Consider the following 21,482-nt stretch of genomic DNA (forward strand, 5'->3'; position numbering starts at 1 on the left):
CCGAAACTCCAGGCCATGGTCAAGAAGCTCTGAGTCCAAAGTTCTGGGCAGCGCAGAACCTACTACGCGGCCCATATCGTACGCGCGCCCGTGACGGCCGGGCAAACCCGGTCCCCAGAAGGAGCAGTGTGAGCACGCAGGAACGCTACGCCGGCGCCGAGGACCTGCTCGGCACGACGGGCTCGGCCAAGCGCGAGGTGGGCGGATCGGAGTCGCGCCGGGCGAGTATCGCCTGGTGGGACGCCGACGCGGACGACTACCAGGCCGAGCACGGGGCCTTCCTCGGCGACGCCGACTTCGTGTGGTGCCCGGAGGGCGTGCGCGAGTCGGAGGCCGGCTACCTCGGGGACGTGACCGGCCGGTCGGTGCTCGAGATCGGCTGCGGCGCGGCGCCGTGCAGCCGCTGGCTGACCGCGGCCGGCGCGCACGCCGTCGGGCTGGACATCTCGGCGGGCATGCTCCGCCACGCGGTGGCCGGCAACGAGGCCACGGGCCTGCGCCCGGCGCTGTTGCGGGCCAGCGCCGACCAGCTGCCCTTCGCCGACGCCAGCTTCGACGCCGCCTGCTCGGCGTTCGGCGGCGTGCCGTTCGTGGCCGACGTCGGCGCGGTCTTCCGGGAGGTCGCGCGGGTGCTGCGGCCGGGCGCCCCGTGGGTGTTCTCGGTGACGCACCCGATGCGCTGGATCTTCCCCGACGACCCGGGCCCGATGGGCCTGACGGTCGTCCAGTCGTACTTCGACCGCACCCCCTATCTGGAGGTGGACGGGGACGGCAACGCCACCTACGTGGAGCACCACCGCACGCTCGGCGACTACGTGCGCCAGCTCGCGGCCGCCGGCCTGGCGCTGGAGGACCTGGTCGAGCCGGAGTGGCCGGGCGCCGAGCACCCGGAGTGGGGCCAGTGGAGCCCGCTGCGCGGACGGCTGTTCCCCGGCACCGCGATCTTCCGCTGCCGACGGCCGGCATGACCGTCACCGACCCCCTGCTCGCCGCGCAGGAGGAACGGTTCGCACGGCTGGACCGGGTGCTGCCGACCGCGCCGCCGCCGGAGCCCGGCGAGATGATCAGCGCCGCGCTGCCGGACGGCTCGCGGGTGGCCGGGGTGGTCACACGCTGGGTCGCGGGCCCGGGCATGCCGCCGTGGCTGTGGTCGGCGGCGACGACGTACGAGCTCCAGCCGGTGATCGGCCATACCGGCGCGGCCGGCATGGACGCGATGCTGCGGGCCTTCCGTCAGTGGCTGGACCGGGTCGGCGACCGCGGCCCGGACACGGCGGCGTCGGTGGTCTGGCCCAGCCGTGACGTCGACTGCGTCCGAGTGTTCCTCGATCACGGCTTGCAGCCGCTGACGGTGACGGCCGTGCGGCGGCCGAGCCCGCTGCGGGTGCCCTCGCTGACGGTCACCATCCGGCCGGCGCTGGCGTCGGACGAGGACGCGGTCGTGGAGCTGGCGATGGCCGAGATCCGGTACTCGGCCAAGGTCGGCACGGCGATCGAGCGTCCCGAGGCGGAGCCGATGCGGCGCGCGGCGGTGGCCGGCCGGCTCGGCGTGGGCGACGAGGTGTGGGTGGCCGAGCGGGACGGCATGGTGGTCGGCCTCGCCGAGACCGGGTTGATCGCCAACACGCCCGGCACCAAGACCAGCCGGCAGCTGCCGATGGGGCTGTGGGGCTATGTGAACTGTCTTTCGGTGCTCCCGGGGGCAAGGGGCGCCGGAATCGGCCAGCAGCTGATGGCGGTCGTGCACAATCACTTCGCCGGCCACCGGACCGTCGGCACCTTCCTGCACTACAACCCACCTAACCCGCTGTCGTCGGTGTTCTGGCCACGGCAGGGTTACCGGCCACTGTGGACACAGTGGGAGGTTCGCCCGGCCGGCGCAGTCCGGTGAGCGCCGTGAGGTAGGCGACCCTAGGGTCGAGATCACGTCGACCCGGCTTGCGACGCGGCACCGGGTTACCCCACTATTTGAACTGACCAGTCAGTTCAAGGAGGCTCGGTGGAGATCCACGTCCAGAGCGTCGGCATCGACGGGGCGCACGGCCCCCTGTTGGAGCCGACCTCGCTGCGCGTGCGGACGGGCGAACTCGCCCTCGTCGCCGGGGAGCCCGGCACCGGACACACCGCGTTCGCGCTGGCCATGGGCGGTCGAATGAAGCCGAGCGTCGGCGAGGTGCTGCTCGACGGCAAGGCCGACGACGAGGGTCTGCGCCGGCTGGTCGCGATCGTGGACGCGCCGGACGTGTCGGCCCCCGAGGAGGCGCTGACCCTCGGCACGGTGATCGGCGAGGAGTTGGCGTTCGCCAAGCAGCCCGCCAGCCGCAAGGCCGTCGCCGACTGGCTGCTCAAGCACGAGTCCCACGACCACGCCGCCACCCGCTTCGAGTCGGTGCCGGCCGAGGTGCGCACCCGGCTGATGATGGAAGCCGCGAGCCAGCGCCCGGGCATCGAGGCACTGGTGCTCGTGCTGCCCGACCGGCACGGCGCCGGCCCGCAGACGTGGTGGACCACCGCCTCCAAGGCGGCCGAGCACGGCCTGGCCGTGGTGGTGCTGTGCAGCGAGACGTCCGCCCGGCTGCTCGACCTGCCCGCGGGCCACCTCGGCGACCGCGAGCTCCCCGACACGCTTGCCTTCATGCAGGTTCAGGAGGACGACCAGTGAGCCCCATTCGGTTGGCGGCCAACGAGTTGCGCCGCATCACCGCGGGCAAGCTGCCCAAGATCGCCGTCGTGGCGCTGGTGCTCGTGCCGCTGCTGTACGGCGCGATGTACCTGTACGCGAACTGGGATCCGTACAACAACCTCAAGTCGCTGCCGGTCGCGCTCGTCGTGGACGACCAGGGTGCCACCGTGAACGGCAAGCAGATCAACGCCGGCAACGAGGTCGCCGACGAGCTGGTGCAGAGCGGGCAGTTCGACTGGCACCGGGTCAGCGACGCCGAGGCCGAGGCCGGCGTGCGGGACAACAAGTACACCTTCGCGCTGACGCTGCCGAAGGACTTCTCGCAGGCGCTCACCTCGCCGGCGCAGAACCAGCCGCGGCAGGGCGTCATCCGGCTGACCACCAACGACTCCAACAACTACCTGGCCCGCACGATCGCGGACAAGGTGGTGGACGCCGTGCGCGCGGCGGTGGCCAAGAAGGTCGGCACGACCGCCGCCGACCAGCTGCTCACCGGCTACGCGACGATCCGCAGCAGCACGCTGCAGGCGGCGAGCGGGGCGTCCAAGCTGGCCGACGGCGCGGCGCAGGCCAACACCGGCGCGCAGCAGCTGGCCAGCGGCAGCTCCGACCTGGCGGCGGGTCAGCACAAGCTGCTGGACGGCGCGAACCAGCTGGTCACCGGCCTCGACCTGCTCAAGAGCAACACCGCCAGCCTGCCCAGCCAGACCCAGCAGCTGGCCAACGGCGCCAGGCAGGTCGCCGACGGCAACGCGCAGGTCGCGGCCGGCGGCTCGGCGGTCGCCACGGCCGCGCAGACGTTCAACAACAACCTGGACGGCCTCCGTTCCGACATCCAGGCCCGCCTGCAGGCCCAGGGCCTGACCCAGGATCAGATCAACCAGGTGCTGTCCGTGTTGGACAACGCCCGCAAGCCGATCAACGACGCCGACAGCCAGATCCAGACCGTGAACGGCAAGCTCCAGCAGCTGGCGACCGGTTCCCGTCAGGTCGCGGACGGCGCGTCGCAGCTCGCGGCGGCCTCCCCGCAGCTGGCCAACGGCATCGCGCAGGCCGACTCCGGCGCCACGCAGCTCCGTGACGGCCTGAAGACCGCCACCGACGGCGCCGACAAGCTCTCCGCCGGGGCGACGCAGCTCGCGTCCGGCACCAAGCAGCTCGCCGACGGCAGCGCCCAGCTGCGGGACGGCCTGAACGAGGGCGCCGGCAAGATCCCGGACCCGAACGACCCGACCAAGACCGCCGACACCATCGGCGACCCGGTCACCGTGCAGGCCATCGGCCAGGCCACCGCGGGCACCTACGGCGCCGGTCTCGCCCCGTTCTTCCTCGGCCTGGCCACCTGGATCGGCGCGTTCGTGCTGTTCCTGCTGCTGCGGCCGCTGTCCCGGCGCGCGTTGGCGGCGCGGCAGCGTCCCGGCATCGTGGCGCTGGGCGGCTGGCTGCCGGCGGCGTTCCTGAGCTTCCTGCAGGTGGTGCTGCTGTTCGCCGTCGTCACCACGCTGGTCGGCGTGCACCCGTCGAATCCGTTGGGCACCTTGGGTTTCCTGGTGCTGACCGGCTTCGCGTTCACCGCCATGCTGCACGGGTTGAACGCGCTGCTCGGGGCCGTCGGCAAGTTCCTCGGCCTGGTGCTGCTCGTGTTGCAGCTGACCACCGCCGGCGGCACGTTCCCGTGGCAGACCATCCCGGCGCCGCTGCAACCGCTGCACATCGCGCTGCCGCTGGGGTATGTCGTGGACGGCCTGCGGCACCTGCTCTACGGCGGCACGCTATCCAGCCTCGGGGTGGATCTTGCGGTGATCGGGGGCTATCTCGTGGTGGGGCTGGCGCTGTCCGTGCTGGCCGCGTACAAGCAGAGGGTGTGGACGCCCTCCCGCCTCAAGCCGGAACTGGTGCTGTGAACCCGCGGCCCGCCCGTACCTCGGCGACGAAGCAGAAGCTGTTCGACGCCGCGCTGCGCCTCGTCGGCGAGCGCGGGGCGGCCGGCGTGACCGTGGACGAGATCGCCGCCGAGGCGGGCGTGGCCAAGGGGACCGTGTACTACAACTTCGGCAGCAAGGACGGTCTCGTCGACGCCCTGCTCCGGCACGGCGTCGAGCTGCTGGCCGCGCGGCTGCGGGTCGCCGAGGACGTCGACGACACCGGCTCCGCTTTGGAGGCTCTGGTCGACGGCGCCCTGGGTTTCTTCGCCGAGTACCCCGCGTTCGCGCAGCTGCTGGTCAGCGAGATGTGGCGGACGCCCGGGCAGTGGCACGGCACGCTGAGCCTGCTGCGCGACGACATCGTGGCCATCGTGCGGCAGGTCGTGCAGCGGCGGGCCGATGCCGGCGCGCTGCCGCCGGACGTGCAGGTCGGGACCGCGTCGGCGGCGCTGTTCGGGACGCTGCTCGTGGTGGCCCTGGACTGGCAGGTGTTCCAGCCTCAGCGCAGCCAGCACGAGGTCCGGGAGTCCGTGATCATGCTCGTACGAGGGGTGTCCGAGCGGGGTTGACGTTGCGCAGGGCCCGTTCGATGTACTCCTCCTGCTCCCCCACCGGTGCGACGTAGCGCAGCGCCTCGACCGCGGCCGGCTCGCCGGCGAGGCGGGTGATGAGCCAGGTCGCCAGGTAGTGCGAGGCGAGGCAGCCGCCGGCGGTGGCGACGTTTCCGTTGGCGTAGAAGGGCTGGTTGACGACGTCGACCCCGGCGGCGACGACCCATGGCTTGCTGGTGAGGTCGGTGCAGGCGGGCACGCCGTCGAGCAGCCCGAGCTTGGCCAGCACCAGCGTGCCGGAGCACTGCGCGGCGAGGAGTTGCCGAGACGGGTCGAGGCCGCGCAGCACCGACATGATCGCCGGATCCTCGACGACCTCTCGGGTCTTCCTGCCGCTGCCGACGATCACGGCGTCGGCGGCGCAGGCGTCGTGCAGCGTGGCCATGGACTCGATGACCACGCCGTTCATCGACGTCATCCTCGGCGCGGGGCCGGCGATCGACACCCGCCAGTCGTGCCGGTCGACCCGGTTGAGAATGCCCAGGGCGATGAGCGAGTCGAGCTCGTTGTACCCGTCGAAGGTCAGGATCGCGATGTGCATGGGGCTCACGCTAGGAGCTCGATGGCATGACAGTCGAAGAATTGTCATGCATACAATCGGTCGTGCGGATCCCCCGGTACAAGCAGGTGGTGGACACTCTCGCGGCGGAGCTCCGCGCCGGCCGATGGCCGGTCGGGACACGGCTGCCCACCCACCGCGAGCTCGCCGCGCGTGAGGGCATCGCGCTGGTCACCGCGACCCGGGTGTACGCCGAGCTGGAGGCAATGGGCCTGGTGACCGGCGAGCAGGGGCGCGGCACGTTCGTGCGCGAACTGCCGGAGCTGTCGGGGATCGACCAGCAGCTGATGGCGGCCGACGTCGTGGACCTGCGGTTCAACTACCCCGCCATCCCGGGGCAGGCCGACCTGTTGCGCAACGCCCTGCGGGAGCTGGCCGGGTCCGGCGAGGTGGAGGCGTTCCTGCACTACCAGCCGCATGCCGGACGCCTCGACGATCGGGCCGCCGTCGCTCGTCACCTGGGCCGGCGGGGGCTGGCCGTGGACGCGGCGCAGGTGCTGATCGTCAGCGGGGCCCAGCACGGGCTCGCGTCGACGGTCATGGCCACCCTGCGGCGTGGTGACGTCGTCGCCGCGGACGCGGTGACGTATCCGGGTTTCAAGGCGATCGCTCACGCCCTCGGGCTGGAGTTGGCGGTGTACTCCGACCTCGACGAGCTCTGCCGGCGGCGGCCGGTTCGCGCCGTCTACACCATGCCGACGCTGCACAACCCGCTCGGCACGGTGCTGACCTTGGCCGCCCGCAAGCGGTTGGTGGCGACCGCTCGCCGGCACGGGCTGCTGATCATCGAGGACGCCGCCTACGCGTACCTCGCGCCGGACGCCCCGCCGCCGGTCTTCGCCCTCGCGCCGGAGATCACCGTCTACGTCTCCAGCCTGTCCAAGAGCGTCGCCACCGGGCTTCGCGTCGGCTACGTCGCCGCTGCTCCGCCCGTGGTGCCGGCGATCGAGCGAGTCGTCCGCGCCACCACCTGGCACACCCCCGGCCTCAACGTCGCCATCGCCCGGCGGTGGCTCGACGACGGCACCGTCGACCGGCTCGAGGCCCACAAGCGCACCGACGCCCACATGCGGCAGTCCATCGCCCGGGACGTCTTCGCCGGCCTGCCGGTCGTCGGCCACCCGTCGTCGTACTTCCTGTGGCTGCCGCTGGGCGAGTCGGCCCGGGCCGACCGCATCGCCGCTTCCCTTGCGCGGCAACGGATCTCCGTGTCCACCGCCGAGGAGTTCGCCGTTTCCCAGGCGCCGCAGGCACTTCGCCTGGCGCTGGGGTCGATCCCCGTCCCCGACTTGCGCCGAGTGCTCAGCGCCGTGCGATCAGCCGTGGACGACGAAGCCCACCGATGATCTACCTGAAACCTACATCCGGTGTGTCTGTGAGCGCGACTCGCGGGGGTTAATGGGCCGCGTCGTCCCAGGTTCGGCCGTAGCCGACGGAGACCTCCAGGGGGACGGCGAGCTGGTATGCGCTGCCCATGTGCTGGCGGACGAGGGCCTCCACCTGCTCGTGCTCGCCCTCGGCCAGCTCCAGCACGAGTTCGTCGTGCACCTGGAGCAGCACCCGGCTGCGCAGCTCCGCCTCGCGCAACGCCTTGTGCACGCCGAGCATGGCCACCTTGATGATGTCGGCGGCGCTGCCCTGGATGGGGGCGTTGAGCGCCATGCGCTCGGCCGCGTCGCGGCGCTGGCGGTTGTCGCTGTTGAGGTCGGGCAGGTAGCGCCGGCGGCCGAAAATGGTCTCGGTGTAGCCGTCGGCCCGGGCCTTGACCACCACGGCCTGTAGGTAGTCGCGGACGGCGCCGAAGCGGGTGAAGTACGCGTCCATCTGCTCGCGGGCCTCCTCGGTGGAGATCCGCAGCTGCGAGGCCAGTCCGAACGCCGACAGCCCGTAGGCCAGGCCATAGGTCATGGCCTTGACTCGCCGCCGCAGCTCGCCGGTGACCTCCTCGACCGGCAGCGAGAACGCCTGCGACGCCACGTAGGTGTGCAGGTCCTCGCCGGTGTTGAAGGCCTCGATCAGGCTGGCGTCGCCGGACAGGTGCGCCATGATGCGCATCTCGATCTGGCTGTAGTCCGCGGTCATCAGCTCGGCGTAGCCGGCGCCGACCACGAACGAGTGGCGGATCCGCCGGCCCTCCTCGGTGCGCACCGGGATGTTCTGGAGGTTCGGGTCGGTCGACGACAGCCGGCCGGTGGCGGCGATCATCTGGTTGAACGTGCTGTGGATCCGCCCGTCGTCGGCCACCGACTTGAGCAGACCGTCCACAGTGGTCTTGAGCCGGGTCGCGTCCCGGTGCTCCAGCAGGTGCGCCAGGAACGGGTGCTCGGTGGTCTCGTACAGCGTCTGGAGCGCCTCGGCGTCGGTGGTGTAGCCGGTCTTGGTGCGCTTGGTCTTCGGCATGTTGAGGTCCTCGAACAGCACCACCTGCAACTGCTTGGGGCTGCCGAGGTTGATCTCCTTGCCGATCACCGAGTAGGCGTCCTGCGCGGCCTGCTTCACCCGCGCCGCGAAGTGCGCCTCGAGCTCGGTGAGGTGCTCGACGTCCACGCAGATGCCGGCCTCCTCCAGGTCGGCCAGCACCCCCAGCAACGGCAGCTCCAGCTCGTCGAGCAGCCGCCGGCTGCCGATCTCCTCCAGCGCCGTGTCCAGCGCGTCGGCGAGTTCGGCGACGGCCTTCGCCTTGACGATCTGCGCCTTCGCAGCGGCCTGCGCGTCGGCGGCCTCGTCGGCCAGCAGCGACAGCTGGCCGTCGTCGGCGCCCTCCTCGGCGCGCAGCTCCCGCTTCAGGTAGCGCAGCACCAAGTCGTCCAGCTCGAACGAGCGCTGCCCGGGCCGCACCAGGTACGCCGCGAGCGCCGTGTCGCTGGTCCAGCCGCGCGGGTCCCAGCCGCGGGCGCGCAGCGCGTGCTCGGGGCCCTTGAAGTCGTGCCCGGCCTTGGCCACCTTCTCGTCGGCCAGCCACGCCGCCAGCGCCTGCTCGTCGGCCTCGGTCAGGGCGGTCGTGTTGATGTAGCCGCCCTCGCCGGACGACGTGGCCAGCGCGATGCCCTCGATGTCGCCGGTACCGCGCGCCCACGTGCCCTTGAACGCCAGGCCGACGCGCTCGCCGGTGCGGGCGTGCCGGTCCAGCCACGCCGCCAGCTCGCCGGCCACGATCGCGCCGCCGCTGACGTCGAAGCCCTCCTCGGCCTCCGGCTCCGCGCTGGTCAGGGTGGCGAACAGCCGGTCCCGCAGGACGCGGAACTCCAGGTCGTCGAACAGCCGGTGCACCTGGTCGCGGTCCCACGGCTGCACAGCCAGGTCGTCCGGGCCGACGCCGATCTCGACGTCCTTGACGAGCTCGGTGAGCTGCCGGTTGAGCAGCACGTTGGACAGGTTCGCGCGCAGCGCGTCTCCGGTCTTGCCCTTGACCTCGTCGACCCGGTCCACCAACTCGCCGAGCGAGCCGAACTCGCGGATCCACTTGGCCGCGGTCTTCTCGCCCACGCCGGGGATGCCGGGCAGGTTGTCCGACGGATCGCCGCGCAGCGCCGCGAAGTCCGGGTACTGCTGCGGGGTGAGCTGGTACTTCTCCTGCACCGCGTCCGGCGTGAACCGGGTCAGGTCCGAGACGCCCTTGCGCGGGTAGAGCACCGTCACCTTGTCGGTGACCAGCTGGAGCGCGTCGCGGTCGCCGGTGCAGATCAGCACCTGGTAGCCCGCGCCGGCGGCCTGCGTGGTCAGCGTGGCGATGATGTCGTCGGCCTCGAAGTTGTCCTTGGCCAGCACCGGGATGCCCAGCGCGCCCAGCACGTCCTGCACGATGCTGACCTGGCCGCGGAACTCGTCCGGGGTGGCCGAGCGGTTCGCCTTGTACTCCTTGTACGCCTCGGTGCGGAAGGTCTTGCGGGAGACGTCGAAGGCCACCGCGACGTGCGTGGGCTTCTCGTCGCGCAGCAGGTTGATCAGCATCGAGGTGAAGCCGTAGACCGCGTTGGTGGTCTGCCCGGTGGTCGTCTTGAAGTTCTCCGCGGGCAGCGCGAAGAACGCCCGGTAGGCCAGCGAGTGGCCGTCGAGCAGCAGAAGACGGTTGGCCGAGGTGATCGACGCTGCGTGGGCTGCGACCTGGTTCACGGGGGCGAGTCTAGGGTGAGGGTCTGACAAGACCGTGGGAGGTGTCGGTGACCGAGACCCGACAGGACCAGGCGGCCCAGCTCGCCGAGCTCAAGGAGCAGCTGCCGGCGAAGATGGGCATCGAGGTCGTCGAATGGGACCGCGACCGGCTGGTCGGCACCATGCCGGTGGCCGGCAACCGCCAGCCGTACGGGCTGCTGCACGGCGGCGCCAGCGCCGTGCTCGCGGAGACGCTGGGCTCGATCGCCGCCGCCATGCACGCCGCCGACCACGGGCGCATCGCCATGGGCGTGGAGCTGTCGTGCACCCATCACCGGGGCGTGGTGGCCGGCGTCGTCACGGGCGTGGCCACGCCGCTGCACGTGGGGCGGACGCTGTCGTCGTTCGAGGTCGTGGTCACCGACGAGGCGGGCAAGCGCGTCTGCACCGCCCGCCTGACCTGCGCCATCCGCGAGACCACCGGCGCAAAGACCACCTGATCGAGTTACCCCGGATGCAGGTAAGGCGTCCTTCCCTGCGTTGAGCGCAGGGAAGGACGCCTTACCCTCCTCGGACTCAGCTCTCGCCGAGGTAGGCGTCGCGGACCCGCTGGTCGGCGAGCAGCTCGTGGCCGCTGCCCTCTAGCGTGGTGCGCCCCAGGTCGACCACGTAGCCGTAGTCGGACTGGGCCAGCGCCGCCAGCGCGTTCTGCTCCACCAGCAGCACCGTGGTGCCCAGGTCGCGCAGGTTGCGGATGGTGTCGAAGATGCGCTGGGTCATGATCGGCGACAGGCCCATCGACGGCTCGTCCAGCATCAGCAGCCGCGGCCGGGACATCATCGCCCGCCCGATGGCCAGCATCTGCTGCTCGCCGCCGGAGAACAGGCCGGCCTTGTTCTGCCGCCGCTCGCCCAGCACCGGGAACAGCTCGTACACCCGCTCCATGTCCTCGGCGACGCCGTCGTCGGACCGGGTGTACGCGCCGAGCAGCAGGTTCTCCTCGACGGTCATCCGCGGGAACAGCCGCCGGCCCTCCGGGCAGTGAGCCACCCCCATGCCGAGGATGGCGTGCGCCGGCTGGGTGTGGATCGGCCGGCCCTCGAACAGGATCTCCCCGGCCTTGGGTCGCAGCAGCCCCGAGATGGTGCGCAGCGTCGTCGTCTTGCCGGCGCCGTTGCTGCCGATCAGCGACACGATCTGCCCCGCCTGCACGGAGAAGGTGATGTCGCGGATCGCCTCGATCGCCCCGTACGCCACGGACAGGCCGCGGACCTCCAGCAGCGGACGGGTCTGGGTGCTGACGGGCGCCTGCGGCGCCGCGGTCGTCTCGCTCACGACTGCTCACCCTCCTGCACGGCCTGGAGCTCGGCCTCGACTTCCTCCGGCGGCTTGCCCAGGTACGCCTCGACCACGCGCGGGTCCCCCCGCACCTCGTCCGGGGTGCCCTCGACCAGCAGCTCGCCCTGCACCAGCACGGAAACGCGGTCGCACAACGTGAAGATGAACTTCGTGTCGTGCTCGATGACCACCACCGACACGCCGGTGTCGCGGATCCGGAAGATCAGCTGCCGGGCCGCCTCGGTCTCCTGCGGGTTCATGCCGGCGGTCGGCTCGTCCAGCAGCAGCACCGCCGGGTCGGTGGCCAGCGCGCGGGCGATCTCCAGCCGCCGCTGGTCGCCGTAGGGCAGGTTGCGGGACAGCTCGTCCTCGACCTTGCCCAGGCCGACGAACGCCAGCAGCTCGCGGGCCCGGTCCCGGGCGGCGGCCTCGCCGCGGCGGAACGCCGGCCCGTGGAACAGCGACGACAGCGGCCCCTGCTTCATCCGCACGTGCCGGCCCAGCAGCACGTTCTCGAGCACGGTCATGCTGGGGAACAGCCGGATGTTCTGGAACGTGCGGGCGACGCCCGCGTCGGTCACCGCGGCCGGGTCGCCGGGCAGGGGGTCGCCCTTGAGCAGCACCTGCCCGGTGGTCGGCGTGTAGAGACCCGTCAGGCAGTTGAAGAACGTCGTCTTGCCCGCGCCGTTCGGCCCGATCAAACCGACGATCTTGCCCTCGTCCAGGTCCAGCGACACGTTCTTCAGCGCGGCGAGGCCGCCGAAGACCATCGACACGTCCCGCGCCTGCAACACCGGGGTCATGCGCCGGCCTCCTTGGCTGCGACGGCGACCGGCTCCTTGATCGCCGTGTCGTCCAGTGACTCGCCGGTCGTGTCCTCGTCGGCCAACTCCGCCCGGCGGTGCCGGTCGGCGATCAGGCCCTGCGGCCGGAACCGCATGATCACGACCAGCGCCAGGCCGAAGAACAGCAGCCGGTAGTCCTTGAACTGCCGAAGCTCCTCCGGCAGCACGAACAGCAGCGCGGCGCCGAGCACCGCGCCCGGGATCGTGCCCATGCCGCCCAGGATGACCGCGGCCAGCAGGGTCACCGACTGGTTGAACTGGAAGCTGTCGTACGAGGCGGTGGCCAGCTTGTGCGCGAACACCGCGCCGGCCAGGCCGGCCAGCGTGGCGCCGGTCATGAAGGCCAGGATCTTCAGCTTGCCGGTCTTCACGCCCATCGCCCGCGCGACGTCCTCGTCCTCCCGGATCGCGATCCAGGCCCGGCCGATGCGGCTGTTCTTCAGGTTGCCGAAGACGAACATCACCAGCGCGACCAGCAGCACGATCAGGAAGTAGTACAGGACACCACCGGGCAGCTGCAGGCCGCCGATGGTCGGCGCGTCGTTGAACTGGGCCCCGAACAGGCTCAGGTCCGGGATGTTCGGGATCGCGTTGGAACCGCCGGTCAGGCCGCCGATGTTGTTCTGCGAGACCCGGACGAAGATCTCACCGAAGGCCAGCGTGACGATGGCCAGGTAGTCGCCGCGCACCCGCAGCGTCGGCGAGCCGACGACGGCGCCGAACACGCCGGCCACGATGCCGGAGGCGATCGCGGCCACGATGAACGGCAGCTGGATGTGGAACTCGGCGGCGACCGCGCCGGACAGGTTCGCCGCGACGAACGCGCCGATGCCCATGAACGCCACGTACCCGAGGTCGAGCAGGCCGGCCAGGCCGACCACGATGTTCAGGCCGATGGCGGTCGCCGCGTACACGCCGATGTTCGCGGTGATCGTCATCCAGTAGTCGTTGCCGACCGAGGTGAACGGCACCGCGACCGCGCACAGCACCAGCACGACGATGCTGAAGACGCGGTGGCGCTCGGACATGTCCGAGATCCACTCGGTGACGCCGAACGCGTGCAGCACGCCCAGCAGGGCGCCGACCGCGCTGAGGTAGGACAGGAACAGCGGGCCGATGTACGGATCGGAGACGCCGCTGTGGCCGCCGGCCGTCAGCGTCTCGGTGATCAGGAACAGCAGCGCGACGAAGGCGGCCAGCAGGATCAGCCACTCCGCCCACCACGGCAGCTTCGAGTCGATCACCGTCAGCGGCTCCGGCGGCAGCTGGTACGCGCCGAACAGGAGGACGGCCGAGCCGACCACGGCCACGATGCTGCCGAACGCCGGCACGCCGTCGGCCGCCGTGATGGCGCCGAGGCCGCCGCCGTCGCCGGCGATGAACAGCAGGTTGACCACGGAGATGCCCGCGGCGCCCCAGCCGATCGACTTGAGCACCCGGATCTTGTCCCGCACCGGCACGAAGGTGAACACGATGCCGGCCAGGCCGAGGATCTCCAGGTACAGCCGGAAGGAGCTCAGCCCGAACGGGGCGTCGAAGAACTCCAGGGTGGCCTTGTCGGGATAGGGGCCGTCGTTGAGCACGAAGGTGGCCCACGGCAGCAGGGCGCCGATGATCAGCACCACCGAGCCGATCGCGGACAGGGGACGAGCCATCGCGGTTTTCATGCGCGCACCCTTTCCACCTCGCCGAACAGGCCCTGCGGCCGGAACACGAGCACCGCGATGAGCAGGATGAAGATCCACACGTAGTCGTACGCGGTGCCGCCGGGCAGGTAGATGTCGGCGATGTTCTTGATCAGGCCGATGACGAACGCGCCGATCACCGCGCCGCGGATGCTGCCGATGCCGCCCAGCACGGCCGCGGCGAACGCGAACAGGCCGTTCTGGAAGCCGATGTACGGGTCGACGTTGTTGATGTACGTGCCGTAGAGCACGCCGCCGATGCCGGCCAGCACCGCGCCGATGCCGAAGGTCAGCACGATCACGCGGTCCGGGTTGATGCCCATCAGCCGCGAGGTGTCCGGGTCCTGCGCGGTGGCCCGCATCGCACGGCCCATCCGGGACCGGTTGACGTAGGTCTGCAGCACCACCGAGAGCACCACCGACACGACCAGCATCAGCAGGCCGCTGGACGGGATGGTGATCGAGCCGATGTGCACCGGCGCCGCGGAGAACACGTTGGGGAACGGCACCGCCGAGTTGGCGCCGGGATACACGATCCGGGTCAGTTCCTGGAGGAACACCGACACACCGAGTGCGGTGATCAGCGGCGCCAGCCGCGGCGCGTTGCGCAGCGGCCGGTAGGCCAGGCGTTCCATCAGCAGCGCGACCACCAGGGAGACGATCGCGCCGCCGACCATCATCGCCGGCAGCGCCACGTACCAGATCTTCTGGGCCTCGGCCGGCAGCAGCCAGGTGTAGACCGCGAGGCCGCCGAAGGCGCCGGTCATGAAGATCTCGCCGTGCGCGAAGTTGATCAGCTGGATGATCCCGTAGACCATCGTGTAGCCCAGAGCCACCATGGCGATCAGGCCGCCGAAGATGAGCCCGTTGACTATCTGTTGCAACAGGGTTGCCACTGCTACCTCCATGAACGGCGGGGGTGACGCCCTTGTGAGGCGCTCACCCCCGCCGCTGTCACACGCGTTTGAGTAGTTGTGGTCAGCCCTCGAAGGCGCCGGTCTGGACGGGCTTCCATTCCTTGCCCGTGACCTGGTACACGGTCAGGACCTTGTTCGTGCTGTCGCCGTACTGGTCGAACGCGACCGCGCCGGTCGCGCCCTGGCCCTTGTACGAGCCGACGTTGCTGATCAGCTTGTCGCGCAGCGAGTCGCTCCAGGTGCCGCTGTCGCCGAGCGTGGTGGCCAGGCTGGAGATGATCGCGTTGGCGGCGTCGTAGGAGAAGGCGCCGTAGGCCGCGTAGGGGTCCTTGTAACCCTTGGCCTGGTAGGCCTTCACGAAGTCCTTGGCGGAGTCCAGGGACTCGACCGGGGCGCCGACGGAGGTGGCCAGGTCACCCTCCTTGCCGCCGAGGTCGATGTACTTCGGGTCGAAGATGCCGTCGCCGCCCATCACCGGGATGTTCAGGCCGAGCGCGGCCGCCTGCTTGGACAGCGGGCCGGCCACCGGGTACTCGCCGCCGTAGTAGATGGCGTCGGGGCTGGCCGCCTTGACCTTGGTCAGCACGCCGGAGAAGTCGGTGTCCTTCTCGCCGACCTGCTCCTTGTCGACGATCGTGGCGCCGTCGGTGGTGGCCCGGTCGGAGAACGCCGCGGCGAGGCCCGCGCCGTAGGTCTTGCCGTCCTGGATGACCGCGATCTTCTTCTTGCCGGACTTCTTCACCAGGTAGTCGGCCGCGTCCGGGCCCTGGTAGTTGTCCGTGGTGCAGACCCGGAAGTACGTCGGGAACTGACGCTTCGGGTTGGTCAGGTCCGTGCCCTTGGTGAGCGACGGGTTGGTGTTGGCCGGCGAGATCTGGACGACCTTCTTGCCGGCCAGGATCGGCTGCACCGTCTGCGCGACCGAGGAGTTCAGCGTGCCGACGACGCCGACCACGGTGTTGTCCGAGGACAGCTTCGTGGCGGCCTGCGCGCCGACCTGCGGCGTGGCGGTGTCGTCCTCCGCGTCCAGGTTGAGCTTGTAGCCCTTGACCGTGCACTTGTCGTTGGCCTCGGCCACGGCGAGCTCGGCGGAGTGCTGGATGCCCAGGCCCAGGGCGGCGAGGCTGCCCGTGAGCGGCGCGATGACGCCGATGGTCAGCGTGCCTTTGCTGGTGTCGCAGCTGGCGGAGCCGCCTCCGCCGCTCTCGGTCTTGTTCGTGCCGCAGGCTGCCAGCGCGAGTGCGCCGGCCATCACCACCACTGCGGCCTTCACCGTCCGGTTAAGCACGTGACGTCCCTTCTCGCAAGCTGCGCGGTCGGCGTGATACGCGCGGACCGTACGACCCCGTCTGATTTGGGGGTTGCGCGGAAGTTAGGCGATGGAGCGCTTCACAGTCATCGCGGTGGCCGTTTCCGTGACCAGACCGCAACGTTGAGAACCCTCCGTTGCCAAACCGACGCACAACGCCACAACCTTTTTACGTAACACATCCAGCGGAAATGCCGATTTCAAGTCGGCAACGGGCCCTATCTCGACCCCGTTGTGCCGCCCTACCATGCCCGAATGGTCCCGACGAAACGCTGGCTGGTACCGCTGGGAGCCATCCTTCTGCTGGTCAGCGCGGGTGTGGCGCTACGCGCCGCTCAACCCGACCAAAAGACACCACCCGCCCCGAATTCGACGATCAGGCGGGTGGACCGATTCACCAACCGTAACGTTGACGTACCGCAACCAAACGGCCGACCAGCCATGCCGTCCGACCTGCGGTTGACTTCCGAAGTCGGCGCGTTGCGCGCCGACTGGACCGATGCCGGCGCATCGGGGTACGAGGTGACCTGGCGCCACGCGGGCGAACTGGACCACACAATGCTGACCATACAGCCCGAAGTGCGACTCGGCGGACTTCGGGCTGGCGTGTCCTACTCGATCGAAGTGCGCGCCGTTGATGCTTACGGCCAACGGTCCAACCCGGCCGACGCCAGCGGGACCCCCGCGGCTACTACCGACACGTCGTGGACAAAGCCGCTGACCGGGTTGCACGACGACTTCTCGCAGGTGGGCACCCTGACCCGGCGATGGCACCTGTCCGGCTATCAGGGCTGCGTGGACGCGGGCGGCGGTGGAGGAGGCCTCACGATCGGGTTGGAATGCGGATCCGATCAGGCCGTGCTGCGTGCCCGATCGCGCATCGAACTCGCGTCGAAAGGGGAAATGGGCCGGATCGCGGTCGTCACCGACGCCGCCGGGCCCGGCGGCCAGTTGACTGTGGATCTTTGTCCCGGTCCCGTCGACCGGGTCGGGTCCGCGCTGCCGGCGGGCACCGTCCAGGTCGTCGTCGACGACAAGGGCGCCCGGGTGCTCGCCGCCGACGACGTGCCGCGCGTACCCGTGACCGGCTCACATTCCTCGGCCGCGCCAGCCCGCGGCGTCGGTGTGCCGCACCGGTTCGAGGTCGTGCTCACCTCTTCGGGTGTTTCCGTGCTCCAGGACGGTCAGGAGATCGGCTTCGGCGGCATCGTGCCGTCGTGGACGTCCGCGTACGTGCTGTACGGCTTCCAGGGGCCGGCCGGGCTCAAGTCGCGGGTGTTCGTCGGCGGGGCCGGGTTCTCCGGGGCGGCCGAGCCCGTGCCGCCGATCAGCGAGGCGTCGCTGGTGCCCGCCACACTCCGGGCGTTGGCGCCCGGCGAGGACGCCCCCGGCATCGGCATCTCCCGCGGGTCCATGGTCGGCGCCGCGTCCGTCCGCTACGTCGCCACCGTGCAGGCCGGGGCCGGGCTCGACCCGTCCGGGCTGGCCGTGGAGCTGGGATCCGGGACGTATCCCCTGGTGCAGGCCGTGCCCGGGCCAGTGCCCGAGGGGTCCGTCACCACCGTGTCCGCCGACCTACCCGCGGCCCTGTTCGTCGCCGGCGACCCGTTGAGCCCGTACGTCGTGCGGTCCGCGCGGGGGGCCGCCACCATCGTCGAGAGCTACCTGGAGATCCACCACACCAGTCCCCCGCCGCCGGTCGCCTACGGCCCGCTGCCCGCCGCGCCGCCCGTAGAGCAGTTCCCCCTCGTCAAGGTCGACTCGCTCGTGGACACCGGCCGCACCGTGCTCCAGGTGCTGCTGGACGGCCGCTACTCGTCGGAGGTCTCCGGCGTCGCCGGATTCGAGGTGTGGCTCGACGGGTCCCGCGTCGCCGCGCAACCCACCGCCATGGACGGCCCCGGCCTCGGCGGCCGCTACACCGTGACGTTCAGCGCCGGTTCCCTCAGCCCCGGGCACCACACGTTCGACGTGCGGGCGTATTCCGTCGACGGGTCGAAGCCTCCGGTGTCGGCGCTGAAGGACGTCACCGTCACTTGATGCTGTCGACGACCGCCTCCGCGACCGCCTTCATCGTGGTGCGGCGGTCCATCGCCGTGCGCTGGATCCAGCGGAACGCCTCCGGCTCCGTCAGGCCCTGGCTGCTCATCAGCAGGCCCTTCGCGCGCTCGATGACCTTGCGCGTCTCCAGGCGGTCCGTGAGGCTCGCGACCTCGTGCTCCAGCGCCTGGAGCTCCGAGAAGCGGCTCATCGCCAGCTCCACCGCCGGCACCAGGTCCCGCTTCGCGAACGGCTTCACCAGGTAGGCCATGGCGCCCGCGTCCCTCGCCCGCTCGACCAGGTCGCGCTGGCTGAAGGCCGTCAGGATCACCACTGGGGCGATGCGCTCCTTGGCGATCACCGACGCCGCCTCGATGCCGTCCATCTTCGGCATCTTCACGTCAAGGATCACCAGGTCAGGCCGCAGTTCACCGGCCAGCTTGACGGCCTCCTCGCCGTCCCCCGCCTCCCCGACCACCTGGTAGCCCTCCTCGCGGAGCATTTCCACCAGATCGAGCCGGATCAGCGCCTCGTCCTCCGCCACGAGCACCCGACGCTGCGGGGCAGCAGCCTGCGTCTGGGCCTCGGCAGCCGGCTGGGTCACCGCGGTCCTCCTGTGCGATCGAGGAATCCACCCTGACGAGTGGACCGAACCCGCAGTTTACTCAGTGTGCCCGCACCCCACCCGCAGCCACGGCGTGATCAGCCCTACACCCCGGGGGTGCCCGCAACCCCATCGCCCCGATCGCGTAGAGTCAACACCCTGCACCAGGCCCCCGTAGCCCAACGGCAGAGGCAACGGATTCAAAACCCGTCCAGTGTGCGTTCGAATCGCACCGGGGGCACAAACAGCATCCACACAAGCCGCGCCTGCCCTCTGAGCAGGCGTTTCTTGTGTTTCGGGCATGATGTTGGTGATCCTTTCTGCCACGCGGGCGATGTCGGGTAGTTGGTCGGTGGGCAGCTTGATGGTGATGGTCACGTGGTCGCTGTCGTCGTGCAACCGGACGGCGAGCTGGGTGATCTCGAACAGCTGGCGCAACGGCTGCTCAGGCACTCCGGCCAGGTTGAGCGCCAGGTAGGGCAGCGAGTCCAACAAGGCGATGTCCGCTGTGCTGGGGCGGAGGCCGGGTTCTGTCTGGTCGGCGGCGTCGAGTTGGGCGATGGCGGCCAGCGTGGCGGTCTTCTCGGCGTCCAGGTCGTTGAAGGTGCCACGAGGGGCCTTGGTGAACGGGTCGTCAGGGTCGCTGTCTTGGGCTTGCCGCAGGATCGAGTTCTGCCGCCGCGCCATGTCGGCGACGGCCCGTTGTAGGCGTTCCCGCTCAGTCTGTCGCTCGCGGGTGGCCCGATCGTCAATGCCGGCGAGATCGGCCGCGAGGATCTCCCTGCGGTGCGGGCCGAACACCCGGTCGGCGAAGAACCGGGACACCGCGTCCAGGATGGTGTCCTCCCGGATGTAGACGGCCTTGGGATGGCCCTCGTACTTGTCGGCCCTGCCACGGTTGTTGTTGCGCGGCCAGCACATGTAGTACGCCCTGTCGTGCCGGTGGTTGCCGAACATTCGCCGTCCGCACCCGCAGAACACCATCCCCCGCAGCACGTAGGTCCGCCGAGTCTCTGGGTGGACGTTCTTGTCGTTCTCTTGCCGCGACCCGCGCCGGGCTCCGCTTCGGGCACGGAGCTCGTCGTACATCCACTTCGGGATCAACGGCTCGTGCGCCGGCTCCGTCGACCAGACCCACTTCACAGGATCGTTGACCTTGCCGCGCCGGGAGCGCGAGGCGCGTCGGTTGAACACCTGGTACCCGGTGTACTTGGGATTCTTGAGCAGTTCGAAGACGCTGGACTTGCCCCAGGCCCCACGCGCTCGTTCCTTGCCGGGCGGCTCCGGAGGCGGATACTTGGTCGGGTCGGCGTTGAGCCGCTCGGCGATCGTGTCGTACCCAAGCCCTTCGTGGTAGCGCCACAACGCGACCTGCGTGACCGTCTCACCACGAACACCATCAGGTTCCAGCCGCGTCTTGGTCTGCCCTTTCGCCGCCTTGACGGGGTTGGGATGACGGTATGTCTTCGCCTTGTAGCCGTACGGGGGTTTGCCGATGTTCCAACCTTCCCGTACGTGGGTGCACAGCCCGCCCCAGGACTGTTCGAGAGTGTTGAGGACTTCGTACTCGGCCACGGATTGGTTGATGCGCCGTTGCAGGATCCGCTGTGCCCGGCTACCAGTCAGGGTGATCGGCTCGTTGGCCGCGAACAGCGGCACCTCGGCACGTTCCAACTCCCGCTCGATCGACAGGCCCTCGTAGGCACGGCGGGCAACGCGCGAGATGGACTCGCAGATCACCACGTCGAACCGCCGACCTGGATGTGCAGCCTCGTCCAGCAGATCAGCGATCCCGCCGTCGCGGGCGATGGGGATGTCGAATCGCCCGTAGTTCTCACCGTGGCCACGCTGGTCGAGTTCCATGCGGCCGGACTCGACGTCGTAGAAGTGCGCCACGACCACCCACGACTCCGGGATGGCAGTCTTGGCGTTGCCGAGTTGCCGCATCAAAGATTGACGTGGGTCCTGCTGGTCCTCTGTGGAGGTTCGCCCGAGGAACGCCACCCGCACCTCGTCCCGCAGCAAGGCCACCGGCACGCCCAACGGCGAAACGGCATAGTCGGACAACCCCGACGGCCCGGAGACCGGCACGGTCGCCGACAGCGATGCTGCCCGTCGTGTCAACGCTGGCGCCGGCGGGTTGACCGGCAGGTCGTCGGGCGTCATGCGGCTTCACCATCCTCAGTGGATTGATCACCGGATTGTTGCTGCGCGGCCCAGTCCAGAAGCTCCTGGATCACCTTGGCCAGTTCGCCGCGCACCCGTTCGGCTTCCGCGCCATGAACGTGGTTGACGTGACCAGAATACGTGCGGTCACCGCCGCGTTTCTGCTTCTGATCATACCACCAAACCGGCTGGTCAGAGCCAGTTTCGGGCAGGCTCTCGATGTAATCGTCGAGTGCTTTCCGCGGTAGTGGAACGACCACGGCGTCCTGGTCATCGCCGGGGGTGTCTGGGGTGTTGTCGTGGGTGTGCATGGGGCACCTCCAGCCCGCGAGCCGCTCATGGCGGGAAGTCGCGGGCGCTGGTCAGCGGTCAGAGACAACCGTCGACGCAGCTGGCCCAGCCAGCCCTCGCTCACCGACACCCCGTAATCATCCACAGTGGATGGTTCGTGATAGAGGCGTTGGCCGCGCCATGACGCGCGATTCACGAGCTGGCGGGCGTCCTCGCTGCAGCAACCACGTGGCGCTTCGACTCCCCGACTGCCGTAGCACCCATCGGGGCCAGCGATCACCGGTTGACTGAACCCTCTCTACTGTCCACCCGAGACTTCCTCCGAGACCGGCGAGACGGATGGCGAGACGTCGGGTCTCGCTGGTCTCGTCGTGGTCTCGGTTTCTCGTCTGGTCGTCTCGGTGTGGTCTCGCCGGA

At 70.0% G+C, this 21,482-nt stretch carries 18 protein-coding genes, 1 tRNA gene and 1 pseudogene; 10 read left to right on the forward strand and 10 right to left on the reverse strand.

The window, feature by feature from the left end:
* Positions 1 to 128: 128 nt before the first annotated feature.
* The 5 genes from BCF44_RS16520 to BCF44_RS16540 all read left to right on the forward strand — a co-directional run bounded on the left by BCF44_RS16520 (position 129) and on the right by BCF44_RS16540 (position 5,177).
* Positions 129 to 968, forward strand: coding sequence for a class I SAM-dependent methyltransferase (locus BCF44_RS16520; RefSeq protein ID WP_116175172.1), 840 nt, complete (start codon positions 129 to 131; stop codon positions 966 to 968).
* A complete protein-coding gene (locus tag BCF44_RS16525) occupies positions 965 to 1,891 on the forward strand; it encodes a GNAT family N-acetyltransferase (protein ID WP_116175173.1) in 927 nt (308 codons plus the stop codon). The genes BCF44_RS16520 and BCF44_RS16525 overlap by 4 nt, the downstream gene beginning before the upstream one ends.
* A gap of 108 nt (positions 1,892 to 1,999) precedes the next feature.
* Positions 2,000 to 2,662 carry a hypothetical protein gene (locus BCF44_RS16530; RefSeq protein ID WP_116175174.1) on the forward strand — a complete coding sequence of 221 codons (663 nt, stop codon included), beginning with the start codon at positions 2,000 to 2,002 and terminating at the stop codon, positions 2,660 to 2,662.
* Positions 2,659 to 4,587 carry a YhgE/Pip domain-containing protein gene (locus BCF44_RS16535; protein WP_116175175.1) on the forward strand — a complete coding sequence of 643 codons (1,929 nt, stop codon included), beginning with the start codon at positions 2,659 to 2,661 and terminating at the stop codon, positions 4,585 to 4,587. Before BCF44_RS16530 ends, BCF44_RS16535 begins: the two co-directional genes overlap by 4 nt.
* Complete coding sequence (locus BCF44_RS16540; RefSeq protein ID WP_170217570.1) at positions 4,584 to 5,177, forward strand: TetR/AcrR family transcriptional regulator; 594 nt, start codon at positions 4,584 to 4,586, stop codon at positions 5,175 to 5,177. The genes BCF44_RS16535 and BCF44_RS16540 overlap by 4 nt, the downstream gene beginning before the upstream one ends.
* Here BCF44_RS16540 and BCF44_RS16545 read toward each other — a convergent pair.
* Positions 5,143 to 5,760: a DJ-1/PfpI family protein gene (locus tag BCF44_RS16545; RefSeq protein ID WP_116175177.1), complete on the reverse strand. Its 618-nt coding sequence runs from the start codon at positions 5,758 to 5,760 to the stop codon at positions 5,143 to 5,145. The two genes, BCF44_RS16540 and BCF44_RS16545, sit on opposite strands and share 35 nt — an antisense overlap.
* A 62-nt stretch (positions 5,761 to 5,822) precedes the next feature.
* On the opposite strand from BCF44_RS16545, the gene BCF44_RS16550 reads away from it, so the two are divergent.
* Complete coding sequence (locus tag BCF44_RS16550; protein ID WP_116175178.1) at positions 5,823 to 7,124, forward strand: aminotransferase-like domain-containing protein; 1,302 nt, start codon at positions 5,823 to 5,825, stop codon at positions 7,122 to 7,124.
* Between the two features lie 49 nt (positions 7,125 to 7,173).
* Here the strand turns inward: BCF44_RS16550 and polA are convergent, their stop codons facing one another.
* Positions 7,174 to 9,891, reverse strand: coding sequence for a DNA polymerase I (polA, locus tag BCF44_RS16555; protein WP_116175179.1), 2,718 nt, complete (start codon positions 9,889 to 9,891; stop codon positions 7,174 to 7,176).
* 47 nt (positions 9,892 to 9,938) lie between these two features.
* Between polA and BCF44_RS16560 the strand changes: the two genes are divergently transcribed.
* Positions 9,939 to 10,370, forward strand: coding sequence for a hotdog fold thioesterase (locus BCF44_RS16560; RefSeq protein WP_246015143.1), 432 nt, complete (start codon positions 9,939 to 9,941; stop codon positions 10,368 to 10,370).
* Between the two features lie 76 nt (positions 10,371 to 10,446).
* Here BCF44_RS16560 and BCF44_RS16565 read toward each other — a convergent pair whose 3' ends face one another.
* The 5 genes from BCF44_RS16565 to BCF44_RS16585 form a co-directional block, all read right to left on the reverse strand.
* Positions 10,447 to 11,205 carry an ABC transporter ATP-binding protein gene (locus BCF44_RS16565; RefSeq protein WP_246015145.1) on the reverse strand — a complete coding sequence of 253 codons (759 nt, stop codon included), beginning with the start codon at positions 11,203 to 11,205 and terminating at the stop codon, positions 10,447 to 10,449.
* Entirely contained in the window at positions 11,202 to 12,011 is an 810-nt protein-coding gene (locus tag BCF44_RS16570) for an ABC transporter ATP-binding protein (RefSeq protein WP_116175180.1), read from the reverse strand. The genes BCF44_RS16565 and BCF44_RS16570 overlap by 4 nt, the downstream gene beginning before the upstream one ends.
* Entirely contained in the window at positions 12,008 to 13,720 is a 1,713-nt protein-coding gene (locus BCF44_RS16575; protein ID WP_116175181.1) for a branched-chain amino acid ABC transporter permease, read from the reverse strand. Before BCF44_RS16575 ends, BCF44_RS16570 begins: the two co-directional genes overlap by 4 nt.
* Positions 13,717 to 14,634: a branched-chain amino acid ABC transporter permease gene (locus BCF44_RS16580; RefSeq protein WP_170217571.1), complete on the reverse strand. Its 918-nt coding sequence runs from the start codon at positions 14,632 to 14,634 to the stop codon at positions 13,717 to 13,719. The genes BCF44_RS16575 and BCF44_RS16580 overlap by 4 nt, the downstream gene beginning before the upstream one ends.
* A gap of 82 nt (positions 14,635 to 14,716) precedes the next feature.
* Entirely contained in the window at positions 14,717 to 15,943 is a 1,227-nt protein-coding gene (locus BCF44_RS16585; RefSeq protein ID WP_246015147.1) for a branched-chain amino acid ABC transporter substrate-binding protein, read from the reverse strand.
* A 462-nt stretch (positions 15,944 to 16,405) separates the two neighbouring features.
* Here BCF44_RS16585 and BCF44_RS16590 point away from each other — a divergent pair, with 462 nt between their 5' ends.
* Positions 16,406 to 18,004: a fibronectin type III domain-containing protein gene (locus tag BCF44_RS16590; protein WP_116175184.1), complete on the forward strand. Its 1,599-nt coding sequence runs from the start codon at positions 16,406 to 16,408 to the stop codon at positions 18,002 to 18,004.
* Here the strand turns inward: BCF44_RS16590 and BCF44_RS16595 are convergent.
* Entirely contained in the window at positions 17,997 to 18,608 is a 612-nt protein-coding gene (locus BCF44_RS16595) for an ANTAR domain-containing response regulator (RefSeq protein ID WP_116175185.1), read from the reverse strand. The two genes, BCF44_RS16590 and BCF44_RS16595, sit on opposite strands and share 8 nt — an antisense overlap.
* A gap of 168 nt (positions 18,609 to 18,776) precedes the next feature.
* On the opposite strand from BCF44_RS16595, the gene BCF44_RS16600 reads away from it, so the two are divergent.
* Positions 18,777 to 18,849, forward strand: a tRNA-Leu gene (locus tag BCF44_RS16600).
* A gap of 137 nt (positions 18,850 to 18,986) precedes the next feature.
* Positions 18,987 to 19,316 carry a hypothetical protein gene (locus BCF44_RS56590; protein ID WP_211353047.1) on the forward strand — a complete coding sequence of 110 codons (330 nt, stop codon included), beginning with the start codon at positions 18,987 to 18,989 and terminating at the stop codon, positions 19,314 to 19,316.
* A gap of 123 nt (positions 19,317 to 19,439) precedes the next feature.
* Here the strand turns inward: BCF44_RS56590 and BCF44_RS59145 are convergent.
* A pseudogene (locus tag BCF44_RS59145) lies at positions 19,440 to 20,774 on the reverse strand (recombinase family protein); the annotation flags it as partial.
* Positions 20,771 to 21,085, reverse strand: a complete 315-nt coding sequence (locus tag BCF44_RS54730; RefSeq protein ID WP_147328509.1) for a hypothetical protein — start codon at positions 21,083 to 21,085, stop codon at positions 20,771 to 20,773. The pseudogene BCF44_RS59145 and the gene BCF44_RS54730, both read right to left, overlap by 4 nt.
* Positions 21,086 to 21,482: the final 397 nt, after the last annotated feature.

Origin of the sequence: Kutzneria buriramensis, assembly GCF_003387475.1 — a bacterium.
Taxonomy (GTDB): Bacteria; Actinomycetota; Actinomycetes; order Mycobacteriales; family Pseudonocardiaceae; genus Kutzneria; species Kutzneria buriramensis.

What these genes read in the sequence shown, in the direction of transcription:
- BCF44_RS16525 (WP_116175173.1), top strand. Translation starts at nt 965, where the DNA reads ATGACCGTCACCGACCCCCTGCTCGCCGCGCAGGAGGAACGGTTCGCA.
- BCF44_RS16590 (WP_116175184.1), top strand. Translation starts at nt 16,406, where the DNA reads ATGCCGTCCGACCTGCGGTTGACTTCCGAAGTCGGCGCGTTGCGCGCC.
- BCF44_RS16545 (WP_116175177.1), bottom strand. Translation starts at nt 5,760, where the DNA reads ATGCACATCGCGATCCTGACCTTCGACGGGTACAACGAGCTCGACTCG.
- BCF44_RS16575 (WP_116175181.1), bottom strand. Translation starts at nt 13,720, where the DNA reads ATGAAAACCGCGATGGCTCGTCCCCTGTCCGCGATCGGCTCGGTGGTG.
- BCF44_RS54730 (WP_147328509.1), bottom strand. Translation starts at nt 21,085, where the DNA reads ATGCACACCCACGACAACACCCCAGACACCCCCGGCGATGACCAGGAC.
- BCF44_RS16570 (WP_116175180.1), bottom strand. Translation starts at nt 12,011, where the DNA reads ATGACCCCGGTGTTGCAGGCGCGGGACGTGTCGATGGTCTTCGGCGGC.